26 protein-coding genes and 1 riboswitch are annotated in these 26,160 nt (G+C 67.6%); of the genes, 11 read left to right on the top strand and 15 right to left on the bottom strand.

Annotated features, from left to right (window positions below):
* Positions 1 to 96: 96 nt before the first annotated feature.
* Together metX and AMD30_RS04715 are read right to left on the bottom strand one after the other, a co-directional pair.
* On the bottom strand, positions 97 to 1,251 hold the full coding sequence (gene metX, locus AMD30_RS04720) for a homoserine O-acetyltransferase MetX (protein ID WP_055474843.1): 1,155 nt from the start codon (positions 1,249 to 1,251) through the stop codon (positions 97 to 99).
* 16 nt (positions 1,252 to 1,267) lie between these two features.
* Complete coding sequence (locus tag AMD30_RS04715) at positions 1,268 to 2,602, bottom strand: bifunctional o-acetylhomoserine/o-acetylserine sulfhydrylase (RefSeq protein ID WP_055474842.1); 1,335 nt, start codon at positions 2,600 to 2,602, stop codon at positions 1,268 to 1,270.
* A gap of 62 nt (positions 2,603 to 2,664) precedes the next feature.
* Positions 2,665 to 2,785: riboswitch (SAM riboswitch) on the bottom strand.
* A gap of 266 nt (positions 2,786 to 3,051) precedes the next feature.
* Between AMD30_RS04715 and AMD30_RS04710 the strand changes: the two genes are divergently transcribed.
* Positions 3,052 to 4,848, top strand: a complete 1,797-nt coding sequence (locus AMD30_RS04710; protein ID WP_055474841.1) for a cutinase family protein — start codon at positions 3,052 to 3,054, stop codon at positions 4,846 to 4,848.
* 129 nt (positions 4,849 to 4,977) lie between these two features.
* Positions 4,978 to 6,264: an MFS transporter gene (locus tag AMD30_RS04705; RefSeq protein WP_055474840.1), complete on the top strand. Its 1,287-nt coding sequence runs from the start codon at positions 4,978 to 4,980 to the stop codon at positions 6,262 to 6,264.
* Between the two features lie 81 nt (positions 6,265 to 6,345).
* Here AMD30_RS04705 and bfr read toward each other — a convergent pair whose 3' ends face one another.
* Together bfr and AMD30_RS04695 are read right to left on the bottom strand one after the other, a co-directional pair.
* On the bottom strand, positions 6,346 to 6,831 hold the full coding sequence (bfr, locus tag AMD30_RS04700; RefSeq protein WP_010841901.1) for a bacterioferritin: 486 nt from the start codon (positions 6,829 to 6,831) through the stop codon (positions 6,346 to 6,348).
* Between the two features lie 101 nt (positions 6,832 to 6,932).
* The gene (locus AMD30_RS04695) at positions 6,933 to 7,115 is read right to left on the bottom strand and encodes a (2Fe-2S)-binding protein (protein WP_010841902.1); all 183 of its coding nucleotides are present in this window, start codon (positions 7,113 to 7,115) and stop codon (positions 6,933 to 6,935) included.
* 144 nt (positions 7,116 to 7,259) lie between these two features.
* Between AMD30_RS04695 and AMD30_RS04690 the strand changes: the two genes are divergently transcribed.
* The 3 genes from AMD30_RS04690 to AMD30_RS04680 all read left to right on the top strand — a co-directional run bounded on the left by AMD30_RS04690 (position 7,260) and on the right by AMD30_RS04680 (position 10,350).
* Positions 7,260 to 8,096 carry an exodeoxyribonuclease III gene (locus tag AMD30_RS04690; protein ID WP_010841903.1) on the top strand — a complete coding sequence of 279 codons (837 nt, stop codon included), beginning with the start codon at positions 7,260 to 7,262 and terminating at the stop codon, positions 8,094 to 8,096.
* A gap of 23 nt (positions 8,097 to 8,119) precedes the next feature.
* Positions 8,120 to 9,175, top strand: a complete 1,056-nt coding sequence (gene trpS / locus AMD30_RS04685) for a tryptophan--tRNA ligase (RefSeq protein ID WP_055474965.1) — start codon at positions 8,120 to 8,122, stop codon at positions 9,173 to 9,175.
* Positions 9,176 to 9,249: 74 nt separating this feature from the next.
* Positions 9,250 to 10,350: a YhjD/YihY/BrkB family envelope integrity protein gene (locus AMD30_RS04680; protein WP_055474839.1), complete on the top strand. Its 1,101-nt coding sequence runs from the start codon at positions 9,250 to 9,252 to the stop codon at positions 10,348 to 10,350.
* A 37-nt stretch (positions 10,351 to 10,387) separates the two neighbouring features.
* Here AMD30_RS04680 and AMD30_RS04675 read toward each other — a convergent pair whose 3' ends face one another.
* The 4 genes from AMD30_RS04675 to AMD30_RS04660 all read right to left on the bottom strand — a co-directional run bounded on the left by AMD30_RS04675 (position 10,388) and on the right by AMD30_RS04660 (position 14,241).
* On the bottom strand, positions 10,388 to 11,677 hold the full coding sequence (locus AMD30_RS04675; protein ID WP_055474964.1) for a D-alanyl-D-alanine carboxypeptidase family protein: 1,290 nt from the start codon (positions 11,675 to 11,677) through the stop codon (positions 10,388 to 10,390).
* A 10-nt stretch (positions 11,678 to 11,687) separates the two neighbouring features.
* Positions 11,688 to 12,467: a type 1 glutamine amidotransferase gene (locus tag AMD30_RS04670; RefSeq protein WP_055474838.1), complete on the bottom strand. Its 780-nt coding sequence runs from the start codon at positions 12,465 to 12,467 to the stop codon at positions 11,688 to 11,690.
* A 70-nt stretch (positions 12,468 to 12,537) separates the two neighbouring features.
* On the bottom strand, positions 12,538 to 12,936 hold the full coding sequence (locus AMD30_RS04665; protein ID WP_055474837.1) for a hypothetical protein: 399 nt from the start codon (positions 12,934 to 12,936) through the stop codon (positions 12,538 to 12,540).
* Between the two features lie 114 nt (positions 12,937 to 13,050).
* On the bottom strand, positions 13,051 to 14,241 hold the full coding sequence (locus tag AMD30_RS04660; protein ID WP_055474963.1) for a cytochrome P450: 1,191 nt from the start codon (positions 14,239 to 14,241) through the stop codon (positions 13,051 to 13,053).
* Positions 14,242 to 14,403: 162 nt separating this feature from the next.
* Between AMD30_RS04660 and AMD30_RS04655 the strand changes: the two genes are divergently transcribed.
* Complete coding sequence (locus AMD30_RS04655; RefSeq protein ID WP_055474836.1) at positions 14,404 to 14,991, top strand: TetR/AcrR family transcriptional regulator; 588 nt, start codon at positions 14,404 to 14,406, stop codon at positions 14,989 to 14,991.
* 43 nt (positions 14,992 to 15,034) lie between these two features.
* On the opposite strand, the gene AMD30_RS04650 is transcribed toward AMD30_RS04655, so the two are convergent.
* From AMD30_RS04650 to sdhC, 4 genes are read right to left on the bottom strand one after another with little or no spacing between them, the layout of a single operon-like run.
* Positions 15,035 to 15,823 carry a succinate dehydrogenase iron-sulfur subunit gene (locus tag AMD30_RS04650; protein ID WP_004021684.1) on the bottom strand — a complete coding sequence of 263 codons (789 nt, stop codon included), beginning with the start codon at positions 15,821 to 15,823 and terminating at the stop codon, positions 15,035 to 15,037.
* The gene (gene sdhA / locus AMD30_RS04645; protein WP_014926225.1) at positions 15,823 to 17,577 is read right to left on the bottom strand and encodes a succinate dehydrogenase flavoprotein subunit; all 1,755 of its coding nucleotides are present in this window, start codon (positions 17,575 to 17,577) and stop codon (positions 15,823 to 15,825) included. The genes AMD30_RS04650 and sdhA overlap by 1 nt, the downstream gene beginning before the upstream one ends.
* A 14-nt stretch (positions 17,578 to 17,591) precedes the next feature.
* Positions 17,592 to 18,047 (bottom strand): succinate dehydrogenase hydrophobic membrane anchor subunit, encoded by a 456-nt coding sequence (locus AMD30_RS04640; RefSeq protein ID WP_004021682.1) that lies wholly within the window; start codon positions 18,045 to 18,047, stop codon positions 17,592 to 17,594.
* A 12-nt stretch (positions 18,048 to 18,059) separates the two neighbouring features.
* Positions 18,060 to 18,464: a succinate dehydrogenase, cytochrome b556 subunit gene (gene sdhC / locus AMD30_RS04635; protein ID WP_014926226.1), complete on the bottom strand. Its 405-nt coding sequence runs from the start codon at positions 18,462 to 18,464 to the stop codon at positions 18,060 to 18,062.
* A gap of 224 nt (positions 18,465 to 18,688) precedes the next feature.
* On the opposite strand from sdhC, the gene AMD30_RS04630 reads away from it, so the two are divergent.
* Genes AMD30_RS04630 through AMD30_RS04620 form a run of 3 tightly spaced genes read left to right on the top strand, consistent with a single transcriptional unit; the run spans position 18,689 to position 21,554 of the window.
* Positions 18,689 to 19,093: a cytidine deaminase gene (locus tag AMD30_RS04630; RefSeq protein WP_035717124.1), complete on the top strand. Its 405-nt coding sequence runs from the start codon at positions 18,689 to 18,691 to the stop codon at positions 19,091 to 19,093.
* Positions 19,090 to 20,427, top strand: a complete 1,338-nt coding sequence (locus AMD30_RS04625; protein ID WP_055474835.1) for a thymidine phosphorylase — start codon at positions 19,090 to 19,092, stop codon at positions 20,425 to 20,427. Before AMD30_RS04630 ends, AMD30_RS04625 begins: the two co-directional genes overlap by 4 nt.
* The gene (locus AMD30_RS04620; RefSeq protein WP_010841915.1) at positions 20,424 to 21,554 is read left to right on the top strand and encodes an adenosine deaminase; all 1,131 of its coding nucleotides are present in this window, start codon (positions 20,424 to 20,426) and stop codon (positions 21,552 to 21,554) included. The genes AMD30_RS04625 and AMD30_RS04620 overlap by 4 nt, the downstream gene beginning before the upstream one ends.
* 45 nt (positions 21,555 to 21,599) lie before the next feature.
* On the opposite strand, the gene AMD30_RS04615 is transcribed toward AMD30_RS04620, so the two are convergent.
* The 3 genes from AMD30_RS04615 to AMD30_RS04605 form a co-directional block, all read right to left on the bottom strand.
* On the bottom strand, positions 21,600 to 22,892 hold the full coding sequence (locus AMD30_RS04615; protein WP_055474834.1) for a hypothetical protein: 1,293 nt from the start codon (positions 22,890 to 22,892) through the stop codon (positions 21,600 to 21,602).
* A 125-nt stretch (positions 22,893 to 23,017) separates the two neighbouring features.
* Positions 23,018 to 23,974, bottom strand: coding sequence for a C40 family peptidase (locus AMD30_RS04610; RefSeq protein WP_055474833.1), 957 nt, complete (start codon positions 23,972 to 23,974; stop codon positions 23,018 to 23,020).
* Complete coding sequence (locus tag AMD30_RS04605) at positions 23,971 to 24,279, bottom strand: type VII secretion target (RefSeq protein ID WP_269432747.1); 309 nt, start codon at positions 24,277 to 24,279, stop codon at positions 23,971 to 23,973. Before AMD30_RS04605 ends, AMD30_RS04610 begins: the two co-directional genes overlap by 4 nt.
* A gap of 187 nt (positions 24,280 to 24,466) precedes the next feature.
* Between AMD30_RS04605 and upp the strand changes: the two genes are divergently transcribed.
* The gene (upp, locus tag AMD30_RS04600) at positions 24,467 to 25,096 is read left to right on the top strand and encodes a uracil phosphoribosyltransferase (protein ID WP_010841919.1); all 630 of its coding nucleotides are present in this window, start codon (positions 24,467 to 24,469) and stop codon (positions 25,094 to 25,096) included.
* A 278-nt stretch (positions 25,097 to 25,374) separates the two neighbouring features.
* The coding region (locus tag AMD30_RS04595) for a DUF222 domain-containing protein (RefSeq protein ID WP_156354150.1) at positions 25,375 to 26,160 on the top strand (786 nt) is incomplete at its 3' end.

Genomic DNA, 26,160 nt, shown 5'->3' with positions numbered 1-26,160 from the left:
CCGAACCGCCCTGTCAGAACCGCGCCTGCGAGGCCGCTGATCACACCGGCTGACCCCGACTCGCTGACGAGAGCGGCCGAACTGTCGGAGGCGCGGTCAGGCGTCGCGACGGGCGAGTTCGACCGTGCGCTTGAGGAGGTCGCTGATGGCGTCGAACTCGGTCAGGAATCCGTCGTGGCCGGTGTCGGAATGGACGACCTGGAGACCGCCGACGCAGTTGCCCAGCTCGTCGGCGAGTTCGACCTGCAGCCGAATCGGGTAGAGGCGATCGGAGTCGATGCCCCCGACGATCACCGGAACGGTGCATTCGTTGAGCGCCTTCGCGACTCCGCCGCGACCGCGACCGACATCATGGTGATTGAGGACCTCGGTGAGGACGACATAGCTCGCCGGGTCGAAGCGGGACATCAGCTTCGACGCCTGGTGGTCGAGGTAGCTCTGCACGGCGTAGCGCCCGCCGGTCAGGGGATTCTCGTCGCCCTGGGCGTCATTGGCGAATCGACTGTCGAGCTCTGGCTCGCTGCGGTACATGAGGTGGGCGATTCGGCGGGCGATTCCCATGCCGTGCAACGGGGCTCGGCCGGTACCGTGGTAGTCGCCGCCGCACCAGTCCGGATCGGCCTTGATCGCGGCGATCTGTGTGGACTGGATACCGATCTGGTCGGCGGTCGCGCGGGCGCCGACGGCGAGGACGAGCGCGCTGCGCACCCGGTCGGGGTACTCGATGGCCCACTCGAGGGCGCGGGCGCCACCCATCGAGCCGCCGAGAACCGCTCCGACGCTGCGGATTCCGAGTCGGTCCAGCAGTGCCACCTCGGCGCGGACCTGATCGAGCACGGTGATCTGCGGAAAGCGTGATCCCCACGGACGGCCGTCGGGGGCCAGGGACGCCGGACCCGTCGATCCCTTGCATCCGCCGAGAACGTTGGCCGAGATGACGCACCACTCGTCGGTGTCGATCGCCTGACCGGGTCCGATCAGGCCGTCCCACCACCCGGCCGAGTCGTGGTCGGCATCGGCGGGTCCGGTGACGTGCGAGTCGCCGGTGAGCGCATGGAGCGTGAGGATCACGTTGTCGCGGGAGGGCGACAACGTCCCCCAGCGCTGGAACGCCAGGGTGACGTCGTCGATCCGTGCTCCGCTGTCGAGAGGCAACGATCCGATGGGGATGCCGACGAGTTCCCCGTCCGGGAGTGACTCCCAGTCGGGCTGATCAGACGCTGTCGCGTTCAGGTCGATACTCACCGACAAAGCTGCCTCACCTGTTTCACTTGGCCGCCGCGAATCCCTGTTCGAGATCGGCCAAGATGTCGTCGATTCCTTCGATGCCCACGGCCAGGCGCACCAGTCCGGGGGTCACGCCGGCGGCGAGCTGTTCCTCGGGGGTCAGCTGGCTGTGCGTCGTCGAGGCCGGATGGATGACCAGCGACCGCACATCGCCGATGTTGGCGACGTGGCTGTGGAGGCTGAGTGCGTCCACGAACTTCTTGCCCGCGTCGACGCCGCCGGTGATCTCGAAACCGATGATCGCGCCCTGCCCCTTGGGGGCGAGCTCCTGACCGCGCTTGAACCACGGCGAGGACTCGAGGCCTGCGTAGGCGACGGACTCGACCTGGTCGTGCTTCTCCAGGAACGCGGCGACCTTCTGTGCGTTGGCGACGTGGCGCTCGATGCGCAGGCTCAGGGTCTCCAGGCCCTGGGCGAGCAGGAACGCGTTGAACGGTGAGATGGCCGCACCGGTGTCGCGCAGCCACTGCACGCGCGCCTTGAGCGCGTACGCCGGTGCGCCGAGGTCGGCGAAGACCGCGCCGTGGTAGCTCGGGTCAGGGGTGGTGAAGCCGGGGAACAGGTCTTTCCCGTCGCGCTGGACCCGCCAGTCGAAGGTGCCGCCGTCGACGATCACGCCGCCGATCGCGGTGCCGTGTCCGCCGATGTACTTGGTGGCCGAGTGCACGACGATGTCGGCGCCGTGGGCGAGCGGGTTGATCAGGTACGGGGTGGCGACGGTGTTGTCGATGATGAGCGGTATGCCGTTGCGGTGCGCGACCTCTGAGATGCCCTTGATGTCCAGGATCTCGTTGTTGGGGTTGGAGATCGACTCACCGAAGAACGCGCGGGTGTTGTCCTTGACCGCGGCCTGCCACGACGCCGGATCCTCGGGATCCTCGACAAAGCTCACCTCGACGCCGAGCTTGGGCAACGTGTAGTGGAAGAGGTTGAAGGTGCCGCCGTACAGCCGCGGACTCGACACCACGTGACCGCCGGTCTCGACGATGTTGAGGATCGAGTAGGTCTCTGCGGCCTGACCCGATGCCACCAGCAATGCGGCGACGCCGCCTTCGAGCGCGGCGATCCGCTGCTCGACGGCATCCTGTGTCGGGTTCATGATGCGGGTGTAGATGTTGCCCGGTTCGGCGAGTCCGAAGAGGTTGGCCGCGTGCTGCGTGTCGTTGAAGACGTACGACGTCGTCTGGTAGATCGGCAGCGCACGGGCGTTCGTCACCGCGTCCGCGGACTGCCCGACGTGGATCTGCTTCGTCTCGAAGCTCCAGTTCTCGCTGGGATCGTTGCTGTCGAGGGTGCCGTCAGGGACATCAGACATGGCAATTCATCACTTTCTACGGTCGGCAGGGCCCACTCGACCCTGTTGGGGTCCGACCTTCGGACCCGCGCTTGCCGGGGATCGTCAGCGCGATCCCGCAACCCGGTCATCACCCGGAGCACCCCACCGCGGATGGAGGGTTGCCGATCAGCCAGCCGGGGCTTGACGCTGATACTCATGACCTGGCGACAAGGATATAACACGGATGTGAGGGCCTGAGAACCGTCCCGGTCACACCGCGCCCAACACTTGAGAAGGCCGCCGCGAGGGTGGAGTGTGCTGTCCTCCGACCGAGTGAAATCAGGCGTGATCAGATCAATAGTGCCTGGTCACGGTCGTTAGCGGCCCTCAGCGTGCTGTCGGTTCCCCGGTCGCGGATCTAGCGTCGAACCAGCCCCGGCTGCGTCGGAACGTTCCGATCGGGTGGTCCGGGTTCGCCCAGGAGCGCCATGTCCGCGATCGCTCACCTCCGAACCCGACGCGCCTCGCTCGTGATCGCCGCCGTCACCGCCGTCGCGGTCGTGGCGGCTCTCAGTCTGTCGGGTACCGCCCCGGCGGCGGCTGCCGAGTGCAGCGACTCGGGCGCGGTGGTCATCGTCGCCGGTACCAACGACCCGGAGAGCGCCCATCTCGTCGGGGTCGAGCAGCGGTACACCGGGAAGATGCCGACGGTGCGCGACGGTGAGGTGGTCGTCGTCGACGACCCCGGAAGTGCTTACCTCGCAGAGCCGAAAGACGTGATCCACGTCGACTACCCGACCACACTGTGGCCCCTGGGTGCCGCGGGGTACGACGACAGTACCGCCCAGGGCAGGAGTGCGACGGCGTCGGCGATCGCGGGGTACCAGAAGCGATGCGGCGCCGAGTCCGACATCGTGGTCGCCGGGTACTCGCAGGGCGCCCGTGTCGCCGGCGACGTCCTCGCCGACATCGGCAACGGCCGGAATGTCGACGAGGTCGTCGCGACCGACGAGAACGGCGAGGTCATGCTCGACGAGAACGGCGCTCCGGTCCTCGTGACCATCGATCCGGACGGGATTTCCGGCGAGCTCTACGCCGACCCTCGACAGGCCGGGGACAAGACGGGCCGCGGCATCGAACTGTCGTTGATCGGGATCATCCCCGGTCTGACGATGGCGGGGTCGCGAGGCGGGTCCGAGACCGACGGCGGGTTCGGGGAGCTCGAGGGCAGGGTGGTGTCCGTGTGCATCGACGGCGATCCGATCTGTGATCTGCCGGACCCGATCCACGACCCGATCGGCGCCATCGACGGCCTCCTCGGCTACTTCACCAAGCACAACCTGTACCCGTTCCAGATGTATCGCGACCCCCACGAAACGACCTGGAACGACGGTCGGAGCGTCCGATGCGAGCCGGAGTCCGCGGTCTGTATGGTCGCCGCGGATTCCGCGTTCGCCGAACTCGTGCGGGATTGGGCGCGCGATGCCGGGTACGGCGGAGCGATCGGGGACTTCCTGTCCGGGCGTCCGACGATCGAGCTGCCGTACGGGATCGAACTCGCGAACCTGCAGCCGGTGATCAGGCTCGTGCAGGGTCTGCTGCCGCCGCTGCCGAAACTCGGGTACGGCGCCTACCTACCGGACCTCTTCGTCTTTGAGGACATCCTCCAGGGGATTCTCACGCTGTCGCCGGCGCGGTTCGTCGACGGTGCGACCGCACTGGCTGCGAGCCTCCGAAGCATCGTCTGGTTGCCGGTGAACTTCGTGCGGTACTGGGCGGGCGCGATCGTCGGGCCGGTGGCACCGCGGGCCGGCACGGTCACGGTCCTCGCGGCAGATACGACGAGCGTGCGATCGTCCACGTTCACACGGCTCGCGACCGCGACCGACGGCGCCACCGAGCCGGTTCGCGCCGAATCGCCGACCGGGTCCGGCTCCCCGGCTGCACCGGTGACCGCGCAGCCCGGCCCGACCGATCCGGCTCCGGCGGTCGATCCGACCGCCGATCCGTCCGGTGCGCCCGCCGACGCATCCGGGAGCGACGAGGAGCCCGGAGAGGAGCCCGCTCCGCCCTCGCGCGCCGACGAGGTTCCGGCCACCACCGATCCGTCGGCGGACAACCCGACGGTGGACGATCCGTCAGCGGAGGACACCTCAGGAGACAACACCTCAGAAGAGGACACCTCAGGGGGCGAGACGTCGGGGAACGAGCCGGAGCCGTCCGGGCAGGGTGCCGGCGCGGAGCGCAGTGACCTCGAGGTCACGGGGTCCGAGGGCGGCGCCTGACCCGCCGCTCGAAGCCACCGCCTGATTCGACGCCGGCCGGCGCCGGGACCACCTCGCGGGCATGGGCCTGTGAATGAACTCACCGGCGGGTGAGGAATCAGTGCCGGCCGGCCAGGGTTGGCATGAACCGTGTCTGACGCTCTTTCGACCACCGATGCCCCGGCCGACGTCTCGCTGACGAATCGGTCCACCGCCCCGGAGGCCAACCCCGGGGGTACCGTCTCGGGCGGCGTGTCCCGGCGGGTGCGTCGCTGGACGATTCTCGCCCTCGCGCTGGGCGGTTTCGGGATCGGCACGACAGAGTTCGTCGCGATGGGGCTGCTGCCCAACATCGCCGGATCGCTGGGGGTGTCCGAACCGACAGCCGGACACGTCATCTCGGCATACGCGATGGGTGTGGTGGTGGGCGCTCCGCTGATCGCGGCGCTCACCGCGAGGATGTCGCGACGCACGCTGCTGATCGGACTGATGGTGGCGTTCACCGTGGGTAACCTGGCCACGGTCCTCGCGCCGGACTACGGACTGCTGCTGGTGGCGAGATTCGTGGCGGGCCTGCCGCACGGTGCCTACTTCGGCGTCGCGGCGCTGGTCGCCGCGCATCTCGCGGGTCCCCGGAATCGCGCCAAAGCCGTGGGCCAGGTGATGCTCGGGCTGTCCGTCGCCAATGTGTTCGGCGTGCCGGCTGCCGCCTGGCTGGGGGAGACGTTCGGCTGGCGGTCGGCGTTCGCGATCGTCGTCGCCATCGGAGTCGCCACCGTCATCGCGCTGATGCGTGCGCTGCCCGCGCTCACCGGGATGACGACCACCGACCCGCTCACCGAACTCGGTGCGTTGCGTCGTTCCCAGGTCTGGTTCACCCTCGTCATCGGAACCGTCGGGTTCGGCGGGATGTTCGCGTTCTACACCTATCTCAACTCCGCGCTGACCACCGATACCGGGCTGTCGGTCTCGGTCGTACCGTTCGCGCTCATGCTCTACGGATTGGGCATGGTGACCGGCAACTTCGTCGGCGGTTACGTCGCCGACCGCAGCGTGTCGGTGGCGATCCTCGGTGGACTCACGGCCAGCGCGATCTCCCTCGGCGCCTTCGCGGTGCTGGCGCAGAATGCTTGGGCGGCATTGATTCTCACATACCTCGTGGCGCTCACCGGGTCGACGATGCTGCCTGCCCTGCAGACCAGACTGATGGACGTGGCCGCCGATGCGCAGACGCTGGCCGCGGCGTTGAACCACTCCGCCCTGAACATCGCCAACGCGGCCGGAGCCCTGCTCGGTGGTGTCGTGGTCGGCGCAGGCTACGGCTATCTCGCGCCATCGGTCGTCGGGGTGTTGCTGGCGGTGGCAGGCATCGGGGTCACCGTCCTGGCCCTCGCCGCCTCCCGGCGCCAGGCACGACACCATCCCGTCGGCTCCTGAGCCGGAGCATGACCGGCTCGACGACGACGAGGGCCGACCGGGAAAGTTCCGGTCGGCCCTCGTGGTGTCGAGTGGGTGTGCTCAGCCGTTGGTCGGCGGGGTGGCGATCGTCTTCGACAGGTAGAGCTGTTCGCCGAGCTTGTTGATCAGCTCGAGTTGCGTCTCGAGGTAGTCGATGTGCTCTTCCTCGTCGGCGAGGATCTGCTCGAGCAGATTCGCGCTCGTGACGTCGCCTTTCGACCGGCACAGGGCGATGCCGGGCCGGAGTCGCTCCACGACCTCCACCTCGATCGCCATGTCGGATTCGAACTGCTCCCGAATCGACTGCCCGATACGCAGCGGCAGCAGGCGCTGGTAGTTGGGGAGCGCGTCGAGGAACAGGATTCGGTCGGTGAGGATCTCCGCGTGCGTCATCTCCTCGATCGACTCGGCCCGGGTCTTCGCCGCGATCTCGGTCAGACCCCAGCTCTGCTGCATCTTCGCGTGCAGAAAGTACTGATTGATCGCCGTGAGCTCACTGGTGAGCTGTTCGTTGAGCAGTTCGATGACCTCGTCGTCGCCACGCATGGGTGAGCCTCCGGTTCGCCGTGGATGTCCGATCGAACCGTAACACGACAAAAACCCCCGCGCGCGGTCTCGCGCGAGGTTCGTCGGTTTCCTGTGTCAGGTCATGCAGCGGTCGTCGCGGTTGACGCCCTTTCGCTCAGGATGTCGTGCAGTTGGTCCAGGCAGGTTCCGCAGCCTTCGCCTGCGCCACATCGGTCGCTGATCGCATCGACGGTGTACGCACCTGCGTCGCAGTGTGCGTGAACCTCGTCGACCGTCACGGCGCGGCATATGCAAACGAACATCTTCGGACTCACCTTCGTGCCTGGATTAGGTAATGCTTACATACCTTGGGTGGTACGCACAAGGGTTGCCTTACCTTTATTTTTCTCTGGGTGGCCGATCGCCGGGGCACGGGTTGTCGGATCCCGTCAGTAGGATGTGGCCCCGTGCCACTCACGATCTCCACGGTGAACGTCAACGGAATCCGCGCAGCGGTCAAACACCGGTCGGAGGCCAACCGCGGCTTCCTGCCATGGCTCGATGCGTCGGGACCGGATGTGGTCCTGCTGCAGGAGGTCCGCGCCGACGAGGAGCTCGCGCGCGAGGCGCTGGCCCCGGCCCTCGCCGACGGGTGGCATCTGACGATGTGCGAGTCGGTCGTGAAGGGCCACGCGGGTGTCGGTGTGCTGACGCGCGAGGCGCCGTCGGCGGTGCGGGTCGGGTTCGGGAGCGCCGAGTTCGACGACCTCGGCCGCTACCTCGAGGTCGACGTCGACACCGATCTGGGGTCGCTGACCGCGGCGAGTCTCTATCTCCCCAAGGGTGCCGCGCTCACCGAGGCGGAGAAGGACATCGCCAAGCACGACGAGAAGGTCCGCTTCATGGACGAGTTCGGTGCCCATCTCGGCCGGCTGGTCCGCCGGCGTCGCCATGTCGTCGTCGGCGGTGACTGGAACATCGCGCCCGCCGAGGCCGACATCAAGAACTGGAAGGGCAATCTCAAGAGCCCCGGTTTCCTCCCGCACGAGCGGGCCTGGGTCGCCGACCTGCTGGAGTCGGGCTGGCGTGACGTCGTGCGCGAACTGTTCCCCGACGACGCCGGGCCCTACTCCTGGTGGTCGTGGCGCGGGAAGGCCTTCGACAACGACTCCGGGTGGCGCATCGACTATCAGCTCGCCAACAAGACGCTGGCTGCCCGGGCGAACAAGGCCGAGGTCGAACGTGCCGCGGCGTACGACCTCCGCTGGTCCGACCATGCCCCGGTCACCGTGCGGTACGAGTGACCGGGTCTGACAAACTGGGCGTCATGACCAGCGACGTAGAGCGCAACGGAGCCCCGGCGGCCGAGGCGGTGCCGACCCGCCCGCGTGTGCTGTCGGGTATCCAGCCGACCAGCGATTCCTTCCACCTCGGAAACTATCTCGGCGCGGTCCGACAGTGGGTGGCGTTGCAGGACGACTTCGAGGCGTTCTACTTCATCCCCGACATGCATGCCCTGACGGTGCCATTCGATCCGAAGGTCCTCGCCGAACGCACCCGCCTGAGCGTTGCCCAGCTGCTGGCCGTCGGCGTGGATCCCGAGCGTTCGACCATCTATGTGCAGTCCCACATCCCCGAGATCGCTCAGCTGACCTGGGTCCTGTCCTGCATCACGGGTTTCGGCGAGGCCAGCCGCATGACGCAGTTCAAGGACAAGTCGGCCAAACAGGGCGTGGACGCGGCGGGTGTCGGCTTGTTCACCTACCCGATCCTGATGGCCGCCGACATCCTCGCGTTCCAGGTCGATCGAGTGCCTGTCGGGGAGGACCAGCGTCAGCACCTCGAACTGACCCGCGATCTCGCGCAGCGATTCAACTCCCGGTTCGGCAAGGTGCTGAAGGTGCCCCAGGCGCACATCGTCGAGGAGTTCGCGAAGATCTACGACCTGCAGAACCCCACCGCCAAGATGAGCAAGTCCGCCGAGACCGACAAGGGTCTGATCAACCTCCTGGACGATCCGAAGCGTTCGGCAAAGAAGATCCGCTCCGCTGTCACCGACACCGGCTCGGAGATCCGTTTCGATACGGCCGAGAAGCCCGGCGTCTCCAACCTGCTGACCATCCAGTCGGCGCTCTCCGGCGTGGGTGTCGACGATCTGGTCGCCAAATACGAAGGCAAGGGATACGGCGATCTGAAGGTCGACACCGCAGAGGTGCTCACCGAGTTCGTGACACCGCTGCGCGGACGGGTCGACGAGTACCTGTCCGACCCGGCCGAGCTCGACGCGGTCCTGGCCCGGGGCGCGGCTCGCGCCCGGGCCGTCGCCTCCGAGACGCTCGCATCGGTCTATGACAAGGTGGGATTCCTGGCGCCTGGCCGGTGAGACCGGACCCGCAGGACGCCTGCACGGGATGTTGACAGGGACGCCTGTCCCGCGCTCCGACGAGGAAGGCACGCATGACCTCCGCGCCAGGCACGGCGAAATCACCGGCAGACACCGCGAAGTCGGCTGTGGACAAAGGGAAGTCGACCGTGGAGAAGGGCAAGTCGGCCTTCGCTGCGGCGCGCGAGAAGTGGCCGGCCGTCGAGCATCTGGTGCAGACCGTCGAACGGTACAACGACCGGCGCGGGAATGTGTATGCCGCGGCCATCAGCTTCAACGGCATCCTGGCGCTCGTCCCCATCATCATGGTGGTGTTCTCGATCGCGGCGTTCGTGCTCGCCAACCAGCCCCAGCTGCTCGAGGACCTGCAGAAGGCCGTCGTGGAGGCCGCGCCCGGCAAGATGGGTGAGCAGCTCAGTGAGGTCATCGACTCGGCGATCGCCTCACGCGCAGCGGTCGGGATCGTCGGTCTGATCGGTGCCGCCTTCACGGGGATCGGGTGGATCTCCGGCGTCCGGGTGGCCTTCACCGAGATGTACGGGGGTCGCGTCGACCGCAACCCGGTGCTGTCGAAGGTGTGGGATCTGCTCACGTTCGCTCTACTGGGCCTGGCCTTCGCGGCGACCATGGGGCTGACCACCCTCGGCAACAGCGGACTCACCACCACGATGCTGTCCTGGGTTGGACTCGACGACGCGTCGTGGGCGCCGATCGTGGTGCGGGCGGTCGCCATCGTCGTATCCGTGTTCGCCAGCTGGCTGCTCTTCACTTTCGTACTCGCGCGGCTGCCGCTGGTGCCGTTGCCGATGACGCATGCCATGAAGGCCGGCCTGGTCACCGCGATCGCATTCGAACTCATGAAATCGCTTGGCGGACTGTATCTTCAATCGGTGCTCGGGTCGCCGGCCGGAGTTGCGTTCGGTCCGATCTTCGGTGTCTTCGTCTTCGCCTACCTGGCTTCGCGCATCGTGCTGTACGCCAGCGCGTGGTGTGCCACCGACCCGATCAACAGCCGCTACCAGGTGGTCGAGGAGCCCGACGCCGAACTCCACCGGCCGGTGGTGATCTCGCCGACCGTGGAGGTGAACCCGACGCCCCGGGCGGGTGCACTCGCGGCGGCTGCCGGAGTGGGCGCGGCAGCAGCCGCTCTGGTCGGCGTCCTCCGGCGACGGTGACGCCCGGGACCGTTGGAGCGGGGTCGCTCGTGGGGGCTCAGCGCCGACCGGACAGCCGCAGCCCGAGGAGCAGCAGGACGACCGCCACCAACGCGGCCACGAGGCCGATGAGGATCTGGACCGAGGTCGACGACGCCTGATCGGAACCCGTTGCCGCGGCACGATTCTCGCTCTGCGGCGGTGACGGTGCCGACGACACGACGGGTGTGTCGGCCGACGGTGAGACGAGGCGGCCCACCGAGATGGCGGGGTCGGTCCGGAAGCCGTAGTCGAACATCGCTTCGGCCTGATCCCAGTACAGGTCGCCGTCGACGGACAGACCGAACATCTGCACAATGATCACCGCCCGACCGTCCCGCTCGGCCGCGCCCACGAACGTCTTGCGCGCGTCGTCGGTGTAGCCGGTCTTACCGCCGATGATCCCCGGGTACCCGTCGATGAGAAGGCGGTTGGTGCTGTACATGTCGTAGGGCGGATGGTCCTTGTCACCCGGTACGTCCGGGCGCCGCGGATACCCCGGGAAGCGGAACGTGCGCATCGCGATCAACTCGCGGAAGGTCGGTTCGGCGAGCGCAGCCCGGAAGAACAGCGCGAGGTCATAGGGCGACGACGACATCCCGGCAGCGTCGAGTCCGGACGGGCTCGCGGCCCGCGTGTCGTGCGCGCCCAGCAGTTTCGCCCGATCGTTCATCTTCTCGAGAGCGGCGTCGACGCCGCCGAGCTCACGCGCCAGCGCATTGGCGCAGTCGTTACCCGAGATCAGTAGGAGACCCGTGAGCAGGTCACGGACGGTGTAGATGCCGCCGGGCCCCATGCCGCAGGAGTCGCCCTCGGTACTCCAGTCCTCGGCGGTCGGCACGACGTGTGCGGCGAGGTCGAGTTCGTCGAGGACGACGAGTGCGAGCAGCACCTTGATCGTCGACGCCGGCCGGTAACGGCCGTGGGGGTCCTTGGCGGCGATGACCCGCCCGGACTCGAGGTCGGCGATCAGCCAGCCCGCCGAGGTCAGGCGCGGCGGAACAGGGCCGGCGGCCGGGTCGGCGATGACGCCGCAACCGGCCAGCGCGTCACCTCCGAGGGCCGGGGTCGGAACCGGGAGGGGAGTAGGGGTCGCCGATCCGGGTGCGACGACCTCGGATTCGTCGACGGCGGGCGGCGTCGCGACCTTGTGCGGACAGTGATCGGTGACCGGGGTGGTGACGGCAGGCGGCGGGGTCGGGAGCGGGACGGCGACCGCCGGGCCGGTGCGCACGAGCATGCCGAGGACCCCGAAGGTCAGCACGGCGACGAGCGCGCACGCGGTGCGACGAGTCCACGTCGAGGTCATCGGCCGCACGTTACCAGCGGGATCGCCCGTGGCCGACGACCTCGCGCAACCACCGCCGCATCACCGCATCCGCCATCGGCGCGGTGATGCCCTCCTCCGCCGCCGCGTCGCCGGGGAAACGATCGGTGGCGGATTCGCCCAGGACCCCGGCGACCGCGGACCGTGAATCCGGGTGTGACAGCCAGTCGGTGACGAGATCGCCGCCGGCCTCGAGATGGAACTGCACGCCATAGCAGTTGTCCACGCGGAACAGCTGATTGACGCAGGATTCCGATGACGCGAGCAGGGTCGCCCCGGGTGGCAGGATGACGGTGTCGAAATGCCATTGCACGGTGTCGATCTCGCGGGGTGTGGGTGCCGTGACCGCACCACCCCAGACCGGGTCGGCCATCCCCGCATCGGTGAGGCTCACCCGGTGCACGCCGAGTTCCGGTGTGTCACTGGTGTACACCTCCCCACCCAGAGCCGCCGCCAGCATCTGCGCACCCAGGCAGACGCCCCAGATGGGCATACCTCGGTCACGGGCTCGACGGAGCAGGTCGAGCTCGTCGCCGATCCATGGGATGCGGTCGGCGTCACCCACTCCCATCGCGCCGCCGAGAACGACGATGGCGTCGAAGTCGGTCAGATCGATCGACGCGGGATCGCGCCAGATCCGTAGGGTCGTCGTCTCGGCGGTCTCGTCCAACGCGGGACCGTACGCGCCCGGCGGCTCGGATTCCGCGTGTCGGATCTCAAGGACCCGCGGTCGCTGCGGCGAGGCCCCGGCCTGCTCTGTTCTCGTGCTCATGACGTGGCAAGCGTACGGTTCCGGCGGCCATTCCTCTCGTCGACGCGGTGCCGGAGTGAACCGGCCGGGATCAACCCGTGCGGCACGAACTCGTGGGGCGGGGGCCGTGTGCGGTGTGGTCGGCGACCTTCTTGCCGTCGATCCGGATCTCGCACCGCGCGAGACGCCCGCCGGACTGGAAGAGGGCATCGAGCGGAAGATCGCCCGCGAGTCGGGTGTACACCAGGGACGCCGACCAGTTCCCGTGCGAATCTCGTTGCGTCAGTGGTACATCGGTCTGCGTGCGCAACCGTCCGTCCGCGTCGGTCCAGGCTGCCGCGCCGTTGTGCTGCCGGTCGGAGGTCAACGTGATCGTGATCCGTTGGGTGTCGGTGGTGGGCGCAGCCGCAGCCGGTGCAAAGACGAGGAGGCACGCGAGCACACTCACCGCGAACGTCAACAGCAGCCGGAACAGCAGGGTGCGGGCCATGGAAACTCCGTTTCGGTGGACGAGCGCCGGTCGACGGCGACCAGCCGGTCGCCTTCGGTCTCTCTTCGACGCATCGAGCGGCTGATCGGTTCCCTCGGATAGTCGGATGCGTCGTCAGGTGGTGGCCGTCAGCGGCAACGTGGTGAAACGTCGCACGAGAATCCCTGGCTCCCATTGTGTCTGCCCCAGATCGATCCGGAAGGTCGTGGCGACGCGCAGCAGATGCTCGACCGCCAGTCGCGCCTGCAGGCGCGCCAGCGCGGCCCCGACACACAGGTGCAGGCCCTTGCCGAACGCGAGGTGCGACCTGCGGGCCGCCGGGTCGAGGTCGATCGCGGCGGGATCGTCGAAATGGGCCGGGTCGCGGTTGGCCGCCCCCCACATCAGGAAGACATGCGAGCCGGCGGGCAGGTGTGTGTCGCCGAGCGTGGTGTCGGTGACGACGTGCCGGAAGTGTCCACGGAAAGGGGTCTCGAGTCGAAGGGTCTCCTCCACGAACACCGGGATGAGATCAGGGTCCCGGCGCAGTCGCTCGAGGACCTCGGGGTGACGGTCCAAGAGCCAGACGACACTGTTCAGCAGGCTCGTGGTGGACTCGGCGCCCGCGGCGACCAGTTGGAACAAGATCATCACGGCGGAAGCGTGGTCGAGACGGCCGTCCGCGACGCGCGCGGCCACCTCGACCAGCGCAGACCCGGTCCCGCTCGCTCCGCTCCCGGCGCCGGTCAACGCCGCCGACAGGTACGCCGTCAACTCGCCGACCGCCGCGGTCGCCGTCGTCAGCTGCTCCGGCGTGATGACCCCGTCGATCAGGACGTTGGTCGCGATCGCCCACCGGGTGAGGACGGCTCGGTCGTCGGGCGGCAGCCCGAGCAGTTCACAGGCGACCGCCATCGGAATCCGTTGCGCGACAGCGCTCACCCAGTCGATCCGGCCGTCGTGCAGATTCGCGGTCCACGACTCGTCGAGGAGTCGGCGGATGCCGGGCTCGAGTTCACGGATGCGAGCCGGCGCGACCGACGGCATGACGAGCTTGCGATGGTCCCGGTGCCGGGCACCGTCGGCGGTGGCGAGTACGTGCATCGCATCGCCCAGACCGGCGACGGGGAACTCCGAGACCGTGCCGTCGTCGTGCCACACCATCGTGGCGGTCAGGTTCGACGAGAAGTCCTCGGGCCGGCGGACCGCCTCGGCGATGAGGTCCCAGGAGCCGACGGCGAAGAACGGTGAGTCCCCGATCCGTTGCACCGGGGAGTCGGTGTGCAGGCGCGAGTAGAACGTCGTGGGGTCCTCGGTGGTGTCCATGACACCAGCGTCGGCGACATCGGTCACGATGGCACGCGATTCCCGGAAGTCGAGATCGGGAGGATTGAGCATCACGGATCGATGTCTCAACGTATGGTCGTGACCAGCAGAGAGTGGCCACAACCAAGGCGCGATTCGTCTCATGATGAGAACGGAGGATGGGTGGCGGAGGACTGGCTGGTCGGCGGCGAACGGCGAGACGCCGCGCGCGAACGCCTCATCGCGCACGCGGCGGCACTCATCGCCCGGCGCGGGCTCGACGCGTTCGATCTCGACGAACTCGGACGCCGGGCGCACTGCTCGAGGGCGACGATCTACCGCCACGCCGGCGGACGGGCCGTGCTGATCGAGTCCGTGCTCGCCTCGACCTCGGCGCCGGTGCTCGATGCCATCCGGGCCTCGATCTCAGACCTCACGGGGCGTGAGCGTGCCCGGACGGCGATCGTCGAGACCCTGCGAGCCCTACGCGCCGACCGGGTCATCCGACAGTTCCTCCGGCCCGAGAACCTGATCGACGCGACGCCGACGGTCCTGTCCTCGCCGGCGGTACGTGCGGTGGCCGCGGATCTGATCGGTGTCGATCCCGACGACGTGGTGGGCGCACGGTTCGTGATCCGCTCGGTTCTGGGCATGCTGCTCTGGCCCGCCGAACCCGAGGAGGAGGCGCGGAGCGCGGAGGCGATCGTCGCCGGCGTCTTCGGCCCGCACATCACCTCGATCGACCCCGACGACGACGGCCCGCACCCCTGAGGGTGCGGGCCGTCGACGGGCTGCAGAGAGAAGTTCGATTGGGTCAGCGCGAGAACATCAGCGCGCGTTTGACCTCCGAGATCGCCTGGGTGACCTGAATGCCGCGCGGGCAGGCGTCGGTGCAGTTGAAGGTCGTGCGGCAGCGCCACACACCGTCGACGTCGTTGAGGATGTCGAGACGCTCGACGGCGCCCTCGTCGCGGCTGTCGAAGATGAACCGATGCGCGTTGACGATCGCGGCCGGACCGAAGTACGAACCCTCGGTCCAGAACACGGGACAGCTCGTCGTACAGCAGGCGCACAGGATGCACTTGGTGGTGTCGTCGAAGCGAGCTCGGTCGGCCTGGCTCTGGATGCGCTCGCGGGTCGGCTCGTTGCCCGAGGTGATCAGGAACGGCTTGATCGCGCGGAACGCGTCGAAGAACGGCTCCATGTCGACGACGAGATCCTTCTCCACCGGCAGGCCGCGGATCGGCTCGATGGTGATGGTGATCTCCTTGGACTTGTCCTTGGGGAGCATGTCCTTCATCAGGAGCTTGCAGGCGAGACGGTTGACGCCGTTGATCCGCATCGCGTCCGACCCGCACACACCGTGGGCGCAACTACGACGGAACGTGAGTGTCCCGTCGAGGTAGCCCTTCACATACAGGAGCAGGTTGAGCAGACGGTCCGTCGGCAGCGCCGGGACGCGGAAGCTCTCGAAGCCCTGGGCGTCGGGGTTCTCCGGGTTGAAACGGAAGATCTTGAGCGTCACCATGGTGGCCTCGTCGGGCACCGGTGGCAACGGCGGCTCGTCGGAGGACGGCGCGGGCTTGTCCAGAACAGATGTCATCAGTACTTACGCTCCATCGGCTCGTAGCGGGTTTCCACGACCGGCTTGTAGTCCAACTCGATGTCTGACAGGAGATCGGTGCCCTTTTTGTAGGCCATGGTGTGCCGCTTGTAGTTGACGTCGTCACGATCCGGGTAGTCCTCGCGTGCGTGACCGCCGCGGGACTCCTTGCGGTTCAGGGCTCCGGCCACCGTCACCTCGGCCATCTCCAGCAGGAAGCCGAGTTCGATGGCCTCGAGGAGGTCGCTGTTGAAGCGCTTGCCCTTGTCGTGGACCCGGATGTGCGCGTAGCGCTCCTTGAACCGGTGGATGTCGGTCAGCGCCTGCTTGAGGGTCTCCTCGGTGCGGAACACCGAGGCGTTGGCGTCCATCGAGGCCTGCAGCTCGGTGCGGATGTCGGCGACGCGTTCGTGGCCGTGGTCGCTGAGCAGCAGTTCGAGCCACGAATCGACCATCTCGGTGGGCGTCTCGGGGAGTTCGGCGAACTCGGCCGAGTTCGCGTAGTCCGCCGCGGCGATGCCCGCCCGGCGTCCGAAGACGTTGATGTCGAGCAGTGAGTTGGTGCCCAGGCGGTTGGCTCCGTGGACCGACACGCACGCGCACTCGCCGGCGGCGTACAGGCCGTGGACGACCTCGTCGTTGTTGCGCAGCACCTGGCCGTTGATGTTCGTCGGGATGCCGCCCATGACGTAGTGGCAGGTCGGGAACACCGGCACGTACTCGGTGACCGGGTCGACGCCGAGGTAGGTGCGGGCGAACTCGGTGATGTCGGGGAGCTTCTCGTTGAGGACGTCCTCGCCGAGGTGGGTCACGTCGATGTAGACGTAGTCCTTGTTCGGCCCGGCGCCGCGACCCTCGAGCACCTCGAGCACCATCGATCGGGCGACGATGTCGCGCGGCGCGAGGTCCTTGATGGTGGGGGCGTAGCGCTCCATGAAGCGCTCACCGTCGGCATTGCGCAGGATGCCGCCCTCGCCGCGGACCGCCTCCGAGATGAGGATGCCGAGGCCGGCCAGACCCGTCGGGTGGAACTGGTGGAACTCCATGTCCTCGAGGGGGAGGCCCTTGCGGAAGATGATGCCCATGCCGTCACCGGTCAGCGTGTGCGCATTCGACGTCGTCTTGTACATGCGGCCCGAGCCGCCGGTGGCGAAGACGATCGACTTGGCGTGGAACACGTGGATCTCGCCGGTCGCGAGTTCGTAGGCGACGACGCCGGTGGCGACCTGCTCGCCCTTCTCGTTCTCGGTGAGGCAGATGTCGAGGGCGTAGAACTCGTTGAAGAACTCGACGTCGTGCTTGACGCAGTTCTGGTACAGCGTCTGCAGGATCATGTGACCGGTGCGGTCGGCCGCGTAGCAGGCACGCCGGACCGGGGACTTGCCGTGGTCGCGGGTGTGACCGCCGAAACGCCGCTGGTCGATCTTGCCCTCGGGGGTCCGGTTGAAGGGCAGGCCCATCTTCTCCAGATCGAGCACCGCGTCGATGGCCTCCTTGGCCATGATCTCGACGGCGTCCTGATCGGCGAGGTAGTCACCACCCTTGACCGTGTCGAAGGTGTGCCACTCCCAGTTGTCTTCCTCGACGTTGGCGAGTGCCGCGCACATGCCACCCTGGGCCGCGCCGGTGTGGCTGCGGGTCGGGTAGAGCTTGGTCAGTACCGCGGTGCGGGCACGAGGTGCGGCTTCGATCGCCGCGCGCATTCCGGCGCCGCCGGCGCCCACGATGACGACGTCGTAGCGATGTTCCTGCATGTTCTAGGTCTCCTCTAGCCGACGCTGTTGACGTCGAAGGTCAGGAGGGCGTAGGTGCCCATCGTGAGGACGAGGATCATCGACACGGCGAGCAGCACGTTCAGCCAGAAACGGGTCGAGTCCTTGCGGGAGTAGTCGGCGATGACGGTGCGCACACCGTTGCCGCCGTGCAGCTGGGCCAGCCACAGCATGGTGAGGTCCCAGATCTGCCAGAAGGGCGAGCTCCAGCGTGCGGCGACGAACGAGGCGTCGATGCGGTGCACGCCGCCGTCCCAGGCCAGCATGATGAACATGTGGCCGATCGTCAGGACGACGAGCAGCAGACCCGAGAACCGCATGAACAGCCATGCGTTCTTCTCGAAGTTGCCGCCCTTGGGCTTGCGGGGCGAGCGCGGGTTGTCCAGGCTCGCGGGACGGTCGTGTTGCGTGCCGAGGGTCTTGGCGACACCGGTGGCTTCCGAGGTGGTCATCTCTGGTGTCTCCTACAGGTGGCTGAACAGGATCTGCAGCAGGCGGACCGTGCCGGCCCCGAAGGCGATGACGAACAGGGTCATGGCCACCCACAGCATCTGCCGCTGGTACTTGGGTCCCTTGGACCAGAAGTCCACGAGGATCAGGCGCACACCGTTGAAGGCGTGGAACAGGACGCAGGCGACCAGGGCGATCTCCATGAGGCCGATGATCGGCGTCTTGTAGGTCTCGATGATCGCGTCGTACTGATTCGGGTCGACGCGGATGACCGCGGTGTCCAGCACGTGTACGAACAGGAAGAAGAAGATCGTGACGCCGGTGATGCGGTGCAGGACCCACGACCACATGCCGGGATCGCCGCGATAAAGAGATCGTCTGCGCACCGGGTCGGGTGCGACTTCGGTCGAGGTGCTCATCGGGAAAGTGGCCTCCAACATCGTCGATGGACGCGTCGAATCGGCATGCTCCGACTCGACCATGGACCCATAGGAAGAGACTCTAAACCCATGCCCATTCCGGTGGTAAATTGCCCGAACCGATCTGAGCGACAAGACATTACGACTTAGGTTTGCCTTACCCAAGCTTTGCGGTGATGAAATCCAGATGAACGGCCGGTGACGCCGTGCGACAGGAGATTCACGTGGTTGCTGAAATCGAGTGGAATACGTTGCGGGACAAGGCCAAATCAATGATCGAACGCGCCTACGCGCCGTACTCGCAGTACCCGGTGGGGGCTGCCGGGATCACCGCCGAGGGGCGTGTCATCGCTGGTTGCAATGTGGAAAATGTCTCATATGGGCTGGGTATCTGCGCCGAGGTGGCGCTGGTCGCGGCCCTGGTGAACGGCGGCGACCGGGCTTTGCGGGCGGTCAGCGTCTGCGACTCGCGCGGGGCGGTGCTGATGCCGTGCGGCCGGTGCCGGCAGGTGCTCCTCGAACACGGCGGGCGCGGGCTCCTCGTCGACCATCCGCAGGGTCCCCGGCCGCTCGCGGATCTGCTCCCGGACGCCTTCGGACCCGACGATCTCGACGCGGTCCGCTCATGACGGTCGAGGACCGCGAGATCATCCACGCGGTGTCGGTCATCGCCACCAAGCGCGGCGGACACGAACTCAGCGACGCGCAGATCGCGTGGATGGTCGACGGTTACACCCGTGGCGAGGTGGCGCCGGAACAGATGTCGGCACTGCTGATGGCGGTGTACCTGCGCGGTATGGATCGCCGGGAGATCGCGTCCTGGACGCACGCGATGATCGACAGCGGGCGGCGGATGGATTTGTCCGGTCTGCGACGGAACGGGAAGACGCTCGCGACCGTCGACAAGCACTCGACCGGCGGCGTCGGTGACAAGATCACCCTCCCGCTCACACCGCTGGTCGCATCCTTCGGTGTCGCCGTGCCGCAGCTGTCCGGCCGGGGGCTCGGTCACACCGGCGGGACGTTGGACAAGCTGGAGTCCATTCCGGGATGGCGGGCCGAGGTGAGCACGGCCGAGATGCTCGACCAACTCGAACGCGTCGGCGCGGTCATTTGCGCCGCGGGTGCCGACCTGGCGCCGGCCGACCGCAAGCTCTACGCACTGCGCGACGTCACCGGAACGGTCGAATCCATTCCGCTGCTGGCCTCGTCGATCATGAGCAAGAAGATCGCCGAGGGGACCGGTGCGCTGGTCCTCGATGTCAAGACCGGTTCGGGTGCCTTCCTGCCCGAGGAGAGCGACGCGCGCGAACTCGCGTCGACGATGGTCGAACTCGGTCACGACGCCGGTGTCGACACCCGTGCCGTGATCACCGACATGGGCACACCGCTCGGACTCGCGGTCGGCAATGCCGTCGAGGTGGCCGAGTCGGTGGAGGTCCTCGCGGGCGGTGGGCCCGCCGACGTCGTCGAGCTCACCCTGGCCCTGGCTCGGGAGATGCTCGACGCCGCGGGGCTCGTCGACGCCGATCCGGCAACCCACCTCGCCGACGGCCGGGCGATGGACACCTGGCGGGCGATGATCGCCGCGCAGGGCGGCGACCCGGACGCGCCGCTACCGCGGGCGCGCCATCACGACACCGTGACCGCGGCGCGTGACGGTGTCGTCACCCAGATGGATGCGCGCGCGGTGGGCGACGCCGCATGGCGACTCGGGGGTGGCAGGTCGAAACCGGGGGAGGCGGTCGCGGCCGAGGCCGGAGTGATCATCCATGCGAAACCGGGGGATCGTGTGCGGGCCGGTCAACCGTTGTTCACCCTGCACACGCAGGATGAGGGCCGGATCGCCGGCGCGCGCTCGTGTCTGGCCGGGGCGGCGACGGTCGAACCCGACGCCCCTGGACACGCGGTCGGCGCGGGCACCCGACCACTGATCATCGACCGCGTTAGGTTCACTCCATGACGACGCTGACCCCGGCGAACATCTCCCTCGCCCCGAAGGTGCTGCTGCACGACCACCTCGACGGCGGACTCCGGCCTGCGACGGTCCTCGAACTGGCCCACGAGGTGGGTTACGAGGACCTGCCGTCGGACGAGAACGGCAGGCAGATCGACGACGCCGAGACACTGGGGCAGTGGTTCCGCCGGGCGGCCGACAGCGGCTCGCTCGAGCGCTACCTCGAGACCTTCTCCCACACGGTCGCGGTGATGCAGACCGCCGGCGCTCTGCAACGCGTGGCGCGGGAGTGCGTGGAGGATCTCGCCGCAGACGGTGTCGTCTACGCCGAGGTCCGTTACGCGCCCGAGCAGCATCTCGAAGGTGGCCTGGAGCTCGGTGAGGTCGTCGAGGCCGTGTTGCGGGGGTTCGCCGAGGGGGAGGCCGTCGCGGCGGAGCAGGGCCGGAGCATCACCGTGCGTTGTCTGGTCACCGCGATGCGCCATGCCGCCCGGTCGCGCGAGATCGCCGAGCTGGCGGTCCGCTACCGCGAGCGGGGCGTCGTGGGCTTCGACATCGCCGGTGCCGAGGCCGGACATCCGCCGACCCGTCACCTCGATGCGTTCGAGTACATGCGAGCCAATTGCGCACCGTTCACGATCCATGCGGGCGAGGCGTTCGGCCTTCCGTCGATCCACGAAGCCATCGGTTTCTGCGGGACGGACCGACTGGGCCACGGCGTCCGCGTCTTCGACGACATCGAACTCCCCGCCGGGGTCGATCTCGCGGCGGGGTCGTTCGCCGGCGCGAAGCTGGGACAGGTGGCGAACGTCGTGCGGGACAAGCGGATTCCGCTGGAACTGTGCCCGAGCTCGAATGTCCAGACCGGCGCGGTCGGTTCACTCGCCGAGCATCCGTTCAACGTGCTGGCACGGTTGCGATTCCGCGTCACCGTCAACACCGACAACCGGCTCATGTCCGACACCACGATGAGCAAGGAGTTCGGTCTGCTCGCCGATCAGTTCGGATACGGCTGGGCAGATTTCGAACGGTTCACCGTGAACGCGATGAAATCGGCGTTCATCCACTTCGACGAGCGGTTGGCGTTCATCGACGACGTCATCAAGCCCGGCTACGCGGTGCTGCTCGGCTGAGCAGCACCGTCGTGGCCGGCGTGGCAACGGGAGCCGACCGGCCCGTCAGCCCTTCTTGGTCAGGCGGGCCTCGAAGTCGTGCTCGAGTGCGCGCCACGCCTCGGCCTCGTTGTCGAACGGGCCGCTCGGCGCCATGCGCTTGGGGTCGGGGTTGACCGTGTAGTCCACGAACCATCCCAGCGGGGTGGTGGTGCCGAGGGCTTCGGTGACCGTGTCGTCACCGGCATAGTCGGCCGCGTCGGTGAACAATTCGACGGCGAGGTCGAGCTGGTCACGATCCATGCGACGCGGACCGTCGGCGATGTCGTCGGCGAGCCCCGGCAGCACGTAGACGTTGTCGTCGATGACGTCGAATTCCAGGGAGCCGTTGGTGGCCTCGGTGCGGACCTCGTCGAACGTGGACAGCTCGGCGAGGTCGTGCGTGTTGTCGTCGGCGAGGAACCGCGACAGTGCGCGCGCCGAGGTGAACACGAAGATCTTGCCCTTGCTGCCGAGGAAGACCGGATCGTCGCCGAGGTAGCACCGGAGTGTCAGGTATTCGTTCGCGCTCGTGACGATCTTGACCGGGTCGATGCCGACCGACGCCCAGAAATCGTCGTCGTCGTAGTCGTCGTCAGCCTGTTCGTCCTTGTCGTCGTCCTCGAGGTCGTCGTCGGACTCCGCGGGCTCGTCGTCGGTGTCGGTGGCACCGACGATCTCGATGTCGTCGTCGGTGGGCTCGTCCTCGTCCTCTGCGGATGCGGCGGCCTCCAGCTCGGCCTCCGCGGTCTCGACGGCCTTGGCGTCGACCTTCGGCGTGCTGATGACCCCGTCGATGGCGTCGAGCACGTCGTCCCAGTGCTTGGCGATCAGCCGGCCGATGCGTACCCAGAGGTCGGTGCCCTCGCGGCCGTCGAAGTTGCGGGTGCCCGTGGTGACGGCGCCCAGGATCGGGTTGCCGTTGAAGAACTTGGTGACCGGCGTCAGTTCGCAGACCTCGCCGAGGATGCGGACGATCTCGAGTGCGTCCTCGAGTTCGGCGATGACCTCCGGGGTCGGGTCCTCGGCGGCGAGCTCGGGCACGCCCACGAGGTCATAGCTGTGACGCTCGTCGGGAACCAGTTCTTCGGCCTGCAGTCCGACCACCGTCGACCACGCGGGATGTTCGACGAGGTCGTTGTCCTCGTTGGTCCGGATGAACGCGGCGAGCTCGGCGACGCCGGGCAGGACATACAGATCCTCGTCCAGTCCGAGGAAGGCCTCCCACTCGTCATCGCCCTCACGCCAGCGGGGTGCCCACAGGGTGAAGCTGTTTCCGTCGGTGAGTCCGAGCTCAATCGGGACGATGTCTCCGGCCATGGGGACACAGCCTAGCGATTGTCGGCGGCGAATCCAGTAGTGCCCCCACAGACGGTCGATGGTGCGCCGACGACATTTCGATGAACTCATCGCACCGGCTTGGTGGATCGAGCGTCACCCGGCTCTCAGCGTGGACGGAAGAAGCCCTCGAACGCCTGGTCGAGGTTCGAGGTCCGTACCGGCGAGACGCCCACCGGGTCACCGGCTTCGACCATCTGACCGTTACCGATGTACATCGCGACGTGACCGGACCACACCGCGAGGTCCCCGGGCTGGAGGTGCGCCCGCGAGACCGGGACTCCGGCGGTGTCCTGCTCCTGCGCGAGCCGGGGCAGCTCGAGTCCGGCCTGGCGGTAGGCCCACTGGGTGAAGCCGCTGCAATCGAATCCGTCCGGAGTGGTGCCGCCCCATACATAAGGGACGCCGCGCTGACTCAGCGCGGCACGCACCGCCGTGGCCGCCCGTTGATTCGGTGCGTATGCGACCGAACCATCGGGCAGAGTGATCGGGATGCCGCCGGGGGTGGGCGCCGTCGACAGCTGCTCGAGGCCGCTCGCGACACCGGTGACCTCGGCGGGCGCCGTTCGCCGGGCGAGGCCGGTCATCGCCTCGGTGTCCGAGCCGAGCTCGGCTCGGGCGCGGGTCACGATCTCCACGCCCCGGCCCAGGTGCTCGACGGCGATCGGCAGGATCGCGAGAAGTCCTGCCGGAGTGGCCAGTCCACCGGCGAGGCCGCGCACATGACGCTCCAGGGAGTCCACGAGTCCGGTCAGCCCGGTCGCCGCGGCGTGGACGGTGCGACTCGCGTCTTCGACGAGCCGGCCGAACTCGGTGGCGCACCCGGTGACCTCGGCGAGCTGCTGCCGGATCGCCGTGGTCGCGGCATCGGCCCCGGCCGACCCCGCCCCGTCCCATCGGGTGTGGACGGATTCGGTGGCCGACACCGATCGGCGGCGCACCTCCTCGACGGTGGACGCGTCGGCCCGGACCCGTTCCGCGGGGTTGCCCGGTGCCAGGACGCCGGTGCCCAGCGCGGCCACCAGCTGACGCAACGGTTCGATGAGGAGCTCGACGGGGATCACAGCGTCAGCCCGCCTTGTGCCGTGATTCCGTCGGCGGCCGCGCAGTCACAGTCGGCGTAGGACGTCGCGGCAGAACTCGTGGTCAGTCCGACGCGTTCCTCGCGTGCCGCGGCGGCAGCGACATTCCGGCGATGAAGCTCGAGGAACTCGACGACGGCGGCGAGGAACTCGATTCCGATCAGTCCGAAGGTGATGGCCAGGTCGACCATCCCGGTGTCGTCGACCCCGGCGTCACTGTCGAGCATCCGGGCGTTCGTGCGATGTGTATCGGAGAAATCGTGCAACGCAGTCGAATCGACGGACAGCCGGTTGCCGGCCGCGAGGCCTGGACGGGCGGGGGCAGGATCAGGGTGCGGGGAGGACGGGCTCATGGGATTCTGACGCGGCGCGGCCGAGTTGGGTTCCATCGAGTTTCGCACGCGCGAGAGATCGGGCGGGGCCGGCCACGCCCAAGAGGCACGCGATCGTCACCGAGGAAATAGGGTGATGGGCATGGAGTCCCTGATCGTCGACCATCCCCTCGCGGCCGCGCGTCTGACCACGATGCGTGACGAGACCACCGACAACGCCGGATTCCGGGCGGCGCTGTCCGACCTCACTCAGATGCTGATCTACGAGGCGCTCGCCGATGCGCCGCGCGCCGATGTCGCGATCAACACGCCGATGACGTCGCACACGGGGTCGAGGCTGGCGTCCCCGCCTCTCCTGGTGCCGGTGCTGCGTGCGGGGCTCGGCATGGTCGAGCAGGCCCACGCGATGGTCCCCGAGGCGCATGTCGGTTTCGTGGGTCTCGCACGTGACGAGGAGACCGCGCAGCCGGTGCCCTATCTCGAGTCGCTGCCGGAGGATCTGGCGGGGCGGCCGGTGTTCGTCCTCGATCCGATGCTCGCCACCGGCGGTTCGATGCTTCACACGATCGAACTCCTGGTTGCCCGCAACGCCACCGACATCACCGCGGTCTGCGTCGTGGCGGCTCCTGAAGGTGTTGCCGCGCTCGAGAATTCGGGACATCCGTGCCGTCTCGTGGTGGCCGCGGTCGACGACGGCCTCAACGAGGTCAACTACATCGTGCCGGGGCTCGGTGACGCGGGCGACCGGCAGTTCGGTCCGCGCTACTCGTAGTTGCGGTTCGAGATGTGCGCCGAGTTCGGCGGGGGCGTCGGCGGCTTCACGCGGTGCTCGGGGAGGCGAGGCGGGCGTTGCAGAGTCAACGACGGGTCGCCGCTGCTGGGTCAAAATTCGAAACTGGTGTGACTGAAGTTCACCACTGTCAACGGTTTACGCACAGTCGACGAAAATCGACGCTCAGTCGACGAAATCGCCTGCACAGTCGAATATTTCGCGATTCCGGGCTTGTGGAAACTCCTCGAAATCGAACGAATGTTCATGTACTTGGGCCCATGCCAGAGCTCACCAGCCTCCTCGATCAGCTCATCGAGACCACCCCGCCCGCCGAGGACCCCACGGGCACAGCGACATTCGACGCACTGAACGTGATCCGGTTGATCCGCAACACCGTCGAACACCAGATCACCACCCACACAGCACAACTCGACGAACTCGAAGTCGCACACAAGGCAGGTGGCACCACCCGGCAGCTCTTGATCGAGATGGGACACGCGCCAGCTGTCGCCTCACGCATCATGCGCAGCGTCGACGGCCTGCACACGCTGCCCGCCCTGGCACGTCACGCCGCCGACGGACGCTTGTCGTCGGAAGTCGTCTACGCCATTGTTCGAGGAATGAATCACATCGACAAACGCTCGGCGACAGCCATTTCCGACGACGATCGCTCCGAGTGCGAGACCGAACTCCTCGGCCGAGCACTCTCCGGGGCGACACCGGCACAGGTGCTTGAACACGCCCGCACGATCGCCAACACACTGGCCGAAGCAGTCGACAGCGGCATCCCCGCGGCGGACGACGCATCCCTCAACACAGTCAACGTCCACACCACCGACGACGGCCGCATCGACATCCGCGCCGACCTCCCCCAAGTCGTCGGCGAGAAGTCCCTGGCCATGATCGACGAACGTTCCTGCCCACGAACCGAACCCGACGGCACCGACGACCGACGCACCGCCGAGCAACGCCGCGCCGACGCCTTCGAGTTGATCCTCGACCAGGCTGCTCTCGGCGCGAGCATCGACAGCATCAGCAGTCCCCGCACGCAACTGATGCTGACC

It is taken from the genome of Gordonia sp. HS-NH1 (assembly GCF_001418765.1).
In the GTDB taxonomy this organism is placed as follows: domain Bacteria; phylum Actinomycetota; class Actinomycetes; order Mycobacteriales; family Mycobacteriaceae; genus Gordonia.
Note: the sequence above shows the minus strand (reverse complement) of the source record. Positions and strands in the feature narration are given on the sequence as shown.

Excerpts from the sequence above, each read along its gene's own strand:
- AMD30_RS04715 (WP_055474842.1), bottom strand. The coding sequence starts at position 2,602 with ATGTCTGATGTCCCTGACGGCACCCTCGACAGCAACGATCCCAGCGAG.
- AMD30_RS04710 (WP_055474841.1), top strand. The coding sequence starts at position 3,052 with ATGTCCGCGATCGCTCACCTCCGAACCCGACGCGCCTCGCTCGTGATC.
- bfr (WP_010841901.1), bottom strand. The coding sequence starts at position 6,831 with ATGCGTGGCGACGACGAGGTCATCGAACTGCTCAACGAACAGCTCACC.
- AMD30_RS04695 (WP_010841902.1), bottom strand. The coding sequence starts at position 7,115 with ATGTTCGTTTGCATATGCCGCGCCGTGACGGTCGACGAGGTTCACGCA.
- trpS (WP_055474965.1), top strand. The coding sequence starts at position 8,120 with ATGACCAGCGACGTAGAGCGCAACGGAGCCCCGGCGGCCGAGGCGGTG.
- AMD30_RS04680 (WP_055474839.1), top strand. The coding sequence starts at position 9,250 with ATGACCTCCGCGCCAGGCACGGCGAAATCACCGGCAGACACCGCGAAG.
- AMD30_RS04675 (WP_055474964.1), bottom strand. The coding sequence starts at position 11,677 with ATGACCTCGACGTGGACTCGTCGCACCGCGTGCGCGCTCGTCGCCGTG.
- AMD30_RS04670 (WP_055474838.1), bottom strand. The coding sequence starts at position 12,467 with ATGAGCACGAGAACAGAGCAGGCCGGGGCCTCGCCGCAGCGACCGCGG.
- AMD30_RS04665 (WP_055474837.1), bottom strand. The coding sequence starts at position 12,936 with ATGGCCCGCACCCTGCTGTTCCGGCTGCTGTTGACGTTCGCGGTGAGT.
- AMD30_RS04660 (WP_055474963.1), bottom strand. The coding sequence starts at position 14,241 with ATGGACACCACCGAGGACCCCACGACGTTCTACTCGCGCCTGCACACC.
- AMD30_RS04650 (WP_004021684.1), bottom strand. The coding sequence starts at position 15,823 with ATGACATCTGTTCTGGACAAGCCCGCGCCGTCCTCCGACGAGCCGCCG.
- sdhA (WP_014926225.1), bottom strand. The coding sequence starts at position 17,577 with ATGCAGGAACATCGCTACGACGTCGTCATCGTGGGCGCCGGCGGCGCC.
- AMD30_RS04640 (WP_004021682.1), bottom strand. The coding sequence starts at position 18,047 with ATGACCACCTCGGAAGCCACCGGTGTCGCCAAGACCCTCGGCACGCAA.
- sdhC (WP_014926226.1), bottom strand. The coding sequence starts at position 18,464 with ATGAGCACCTCGACCGAAGTCGCACCCGACCCGGTGCGCAGACGATCT.
- AMD30_RS04625 (WP_055474835.1), top strand. The coding sequence starts at position 19,090 with ATGACGGTCGAGGACCGCGAGATCATCCACGCGGTGTCGGTCATCGCC.
- AMD30_RS04620 (WP_010841915.1), top strand. The coding sequence starts at position 20,424 with ATGACGACGCTGACCCCGGCGAACATCTCCCTCGCCCCGAAGGTGCTG.
- AMD30_RS04615 (WP_055474834.1), bottom strand. The coding sequence starts at position 22,892 with ATGGCCGGAGACATCGTCCCGATTGAGCTCGGACTCACCGACGGAAAC.
- upp (WP_010841919.1), top strand. The coding sequence starts at position 24,467 with ATGGAGTCCCTGATCGTCGACCATCCCCTCGCGGCCGCGCGTCTGACC.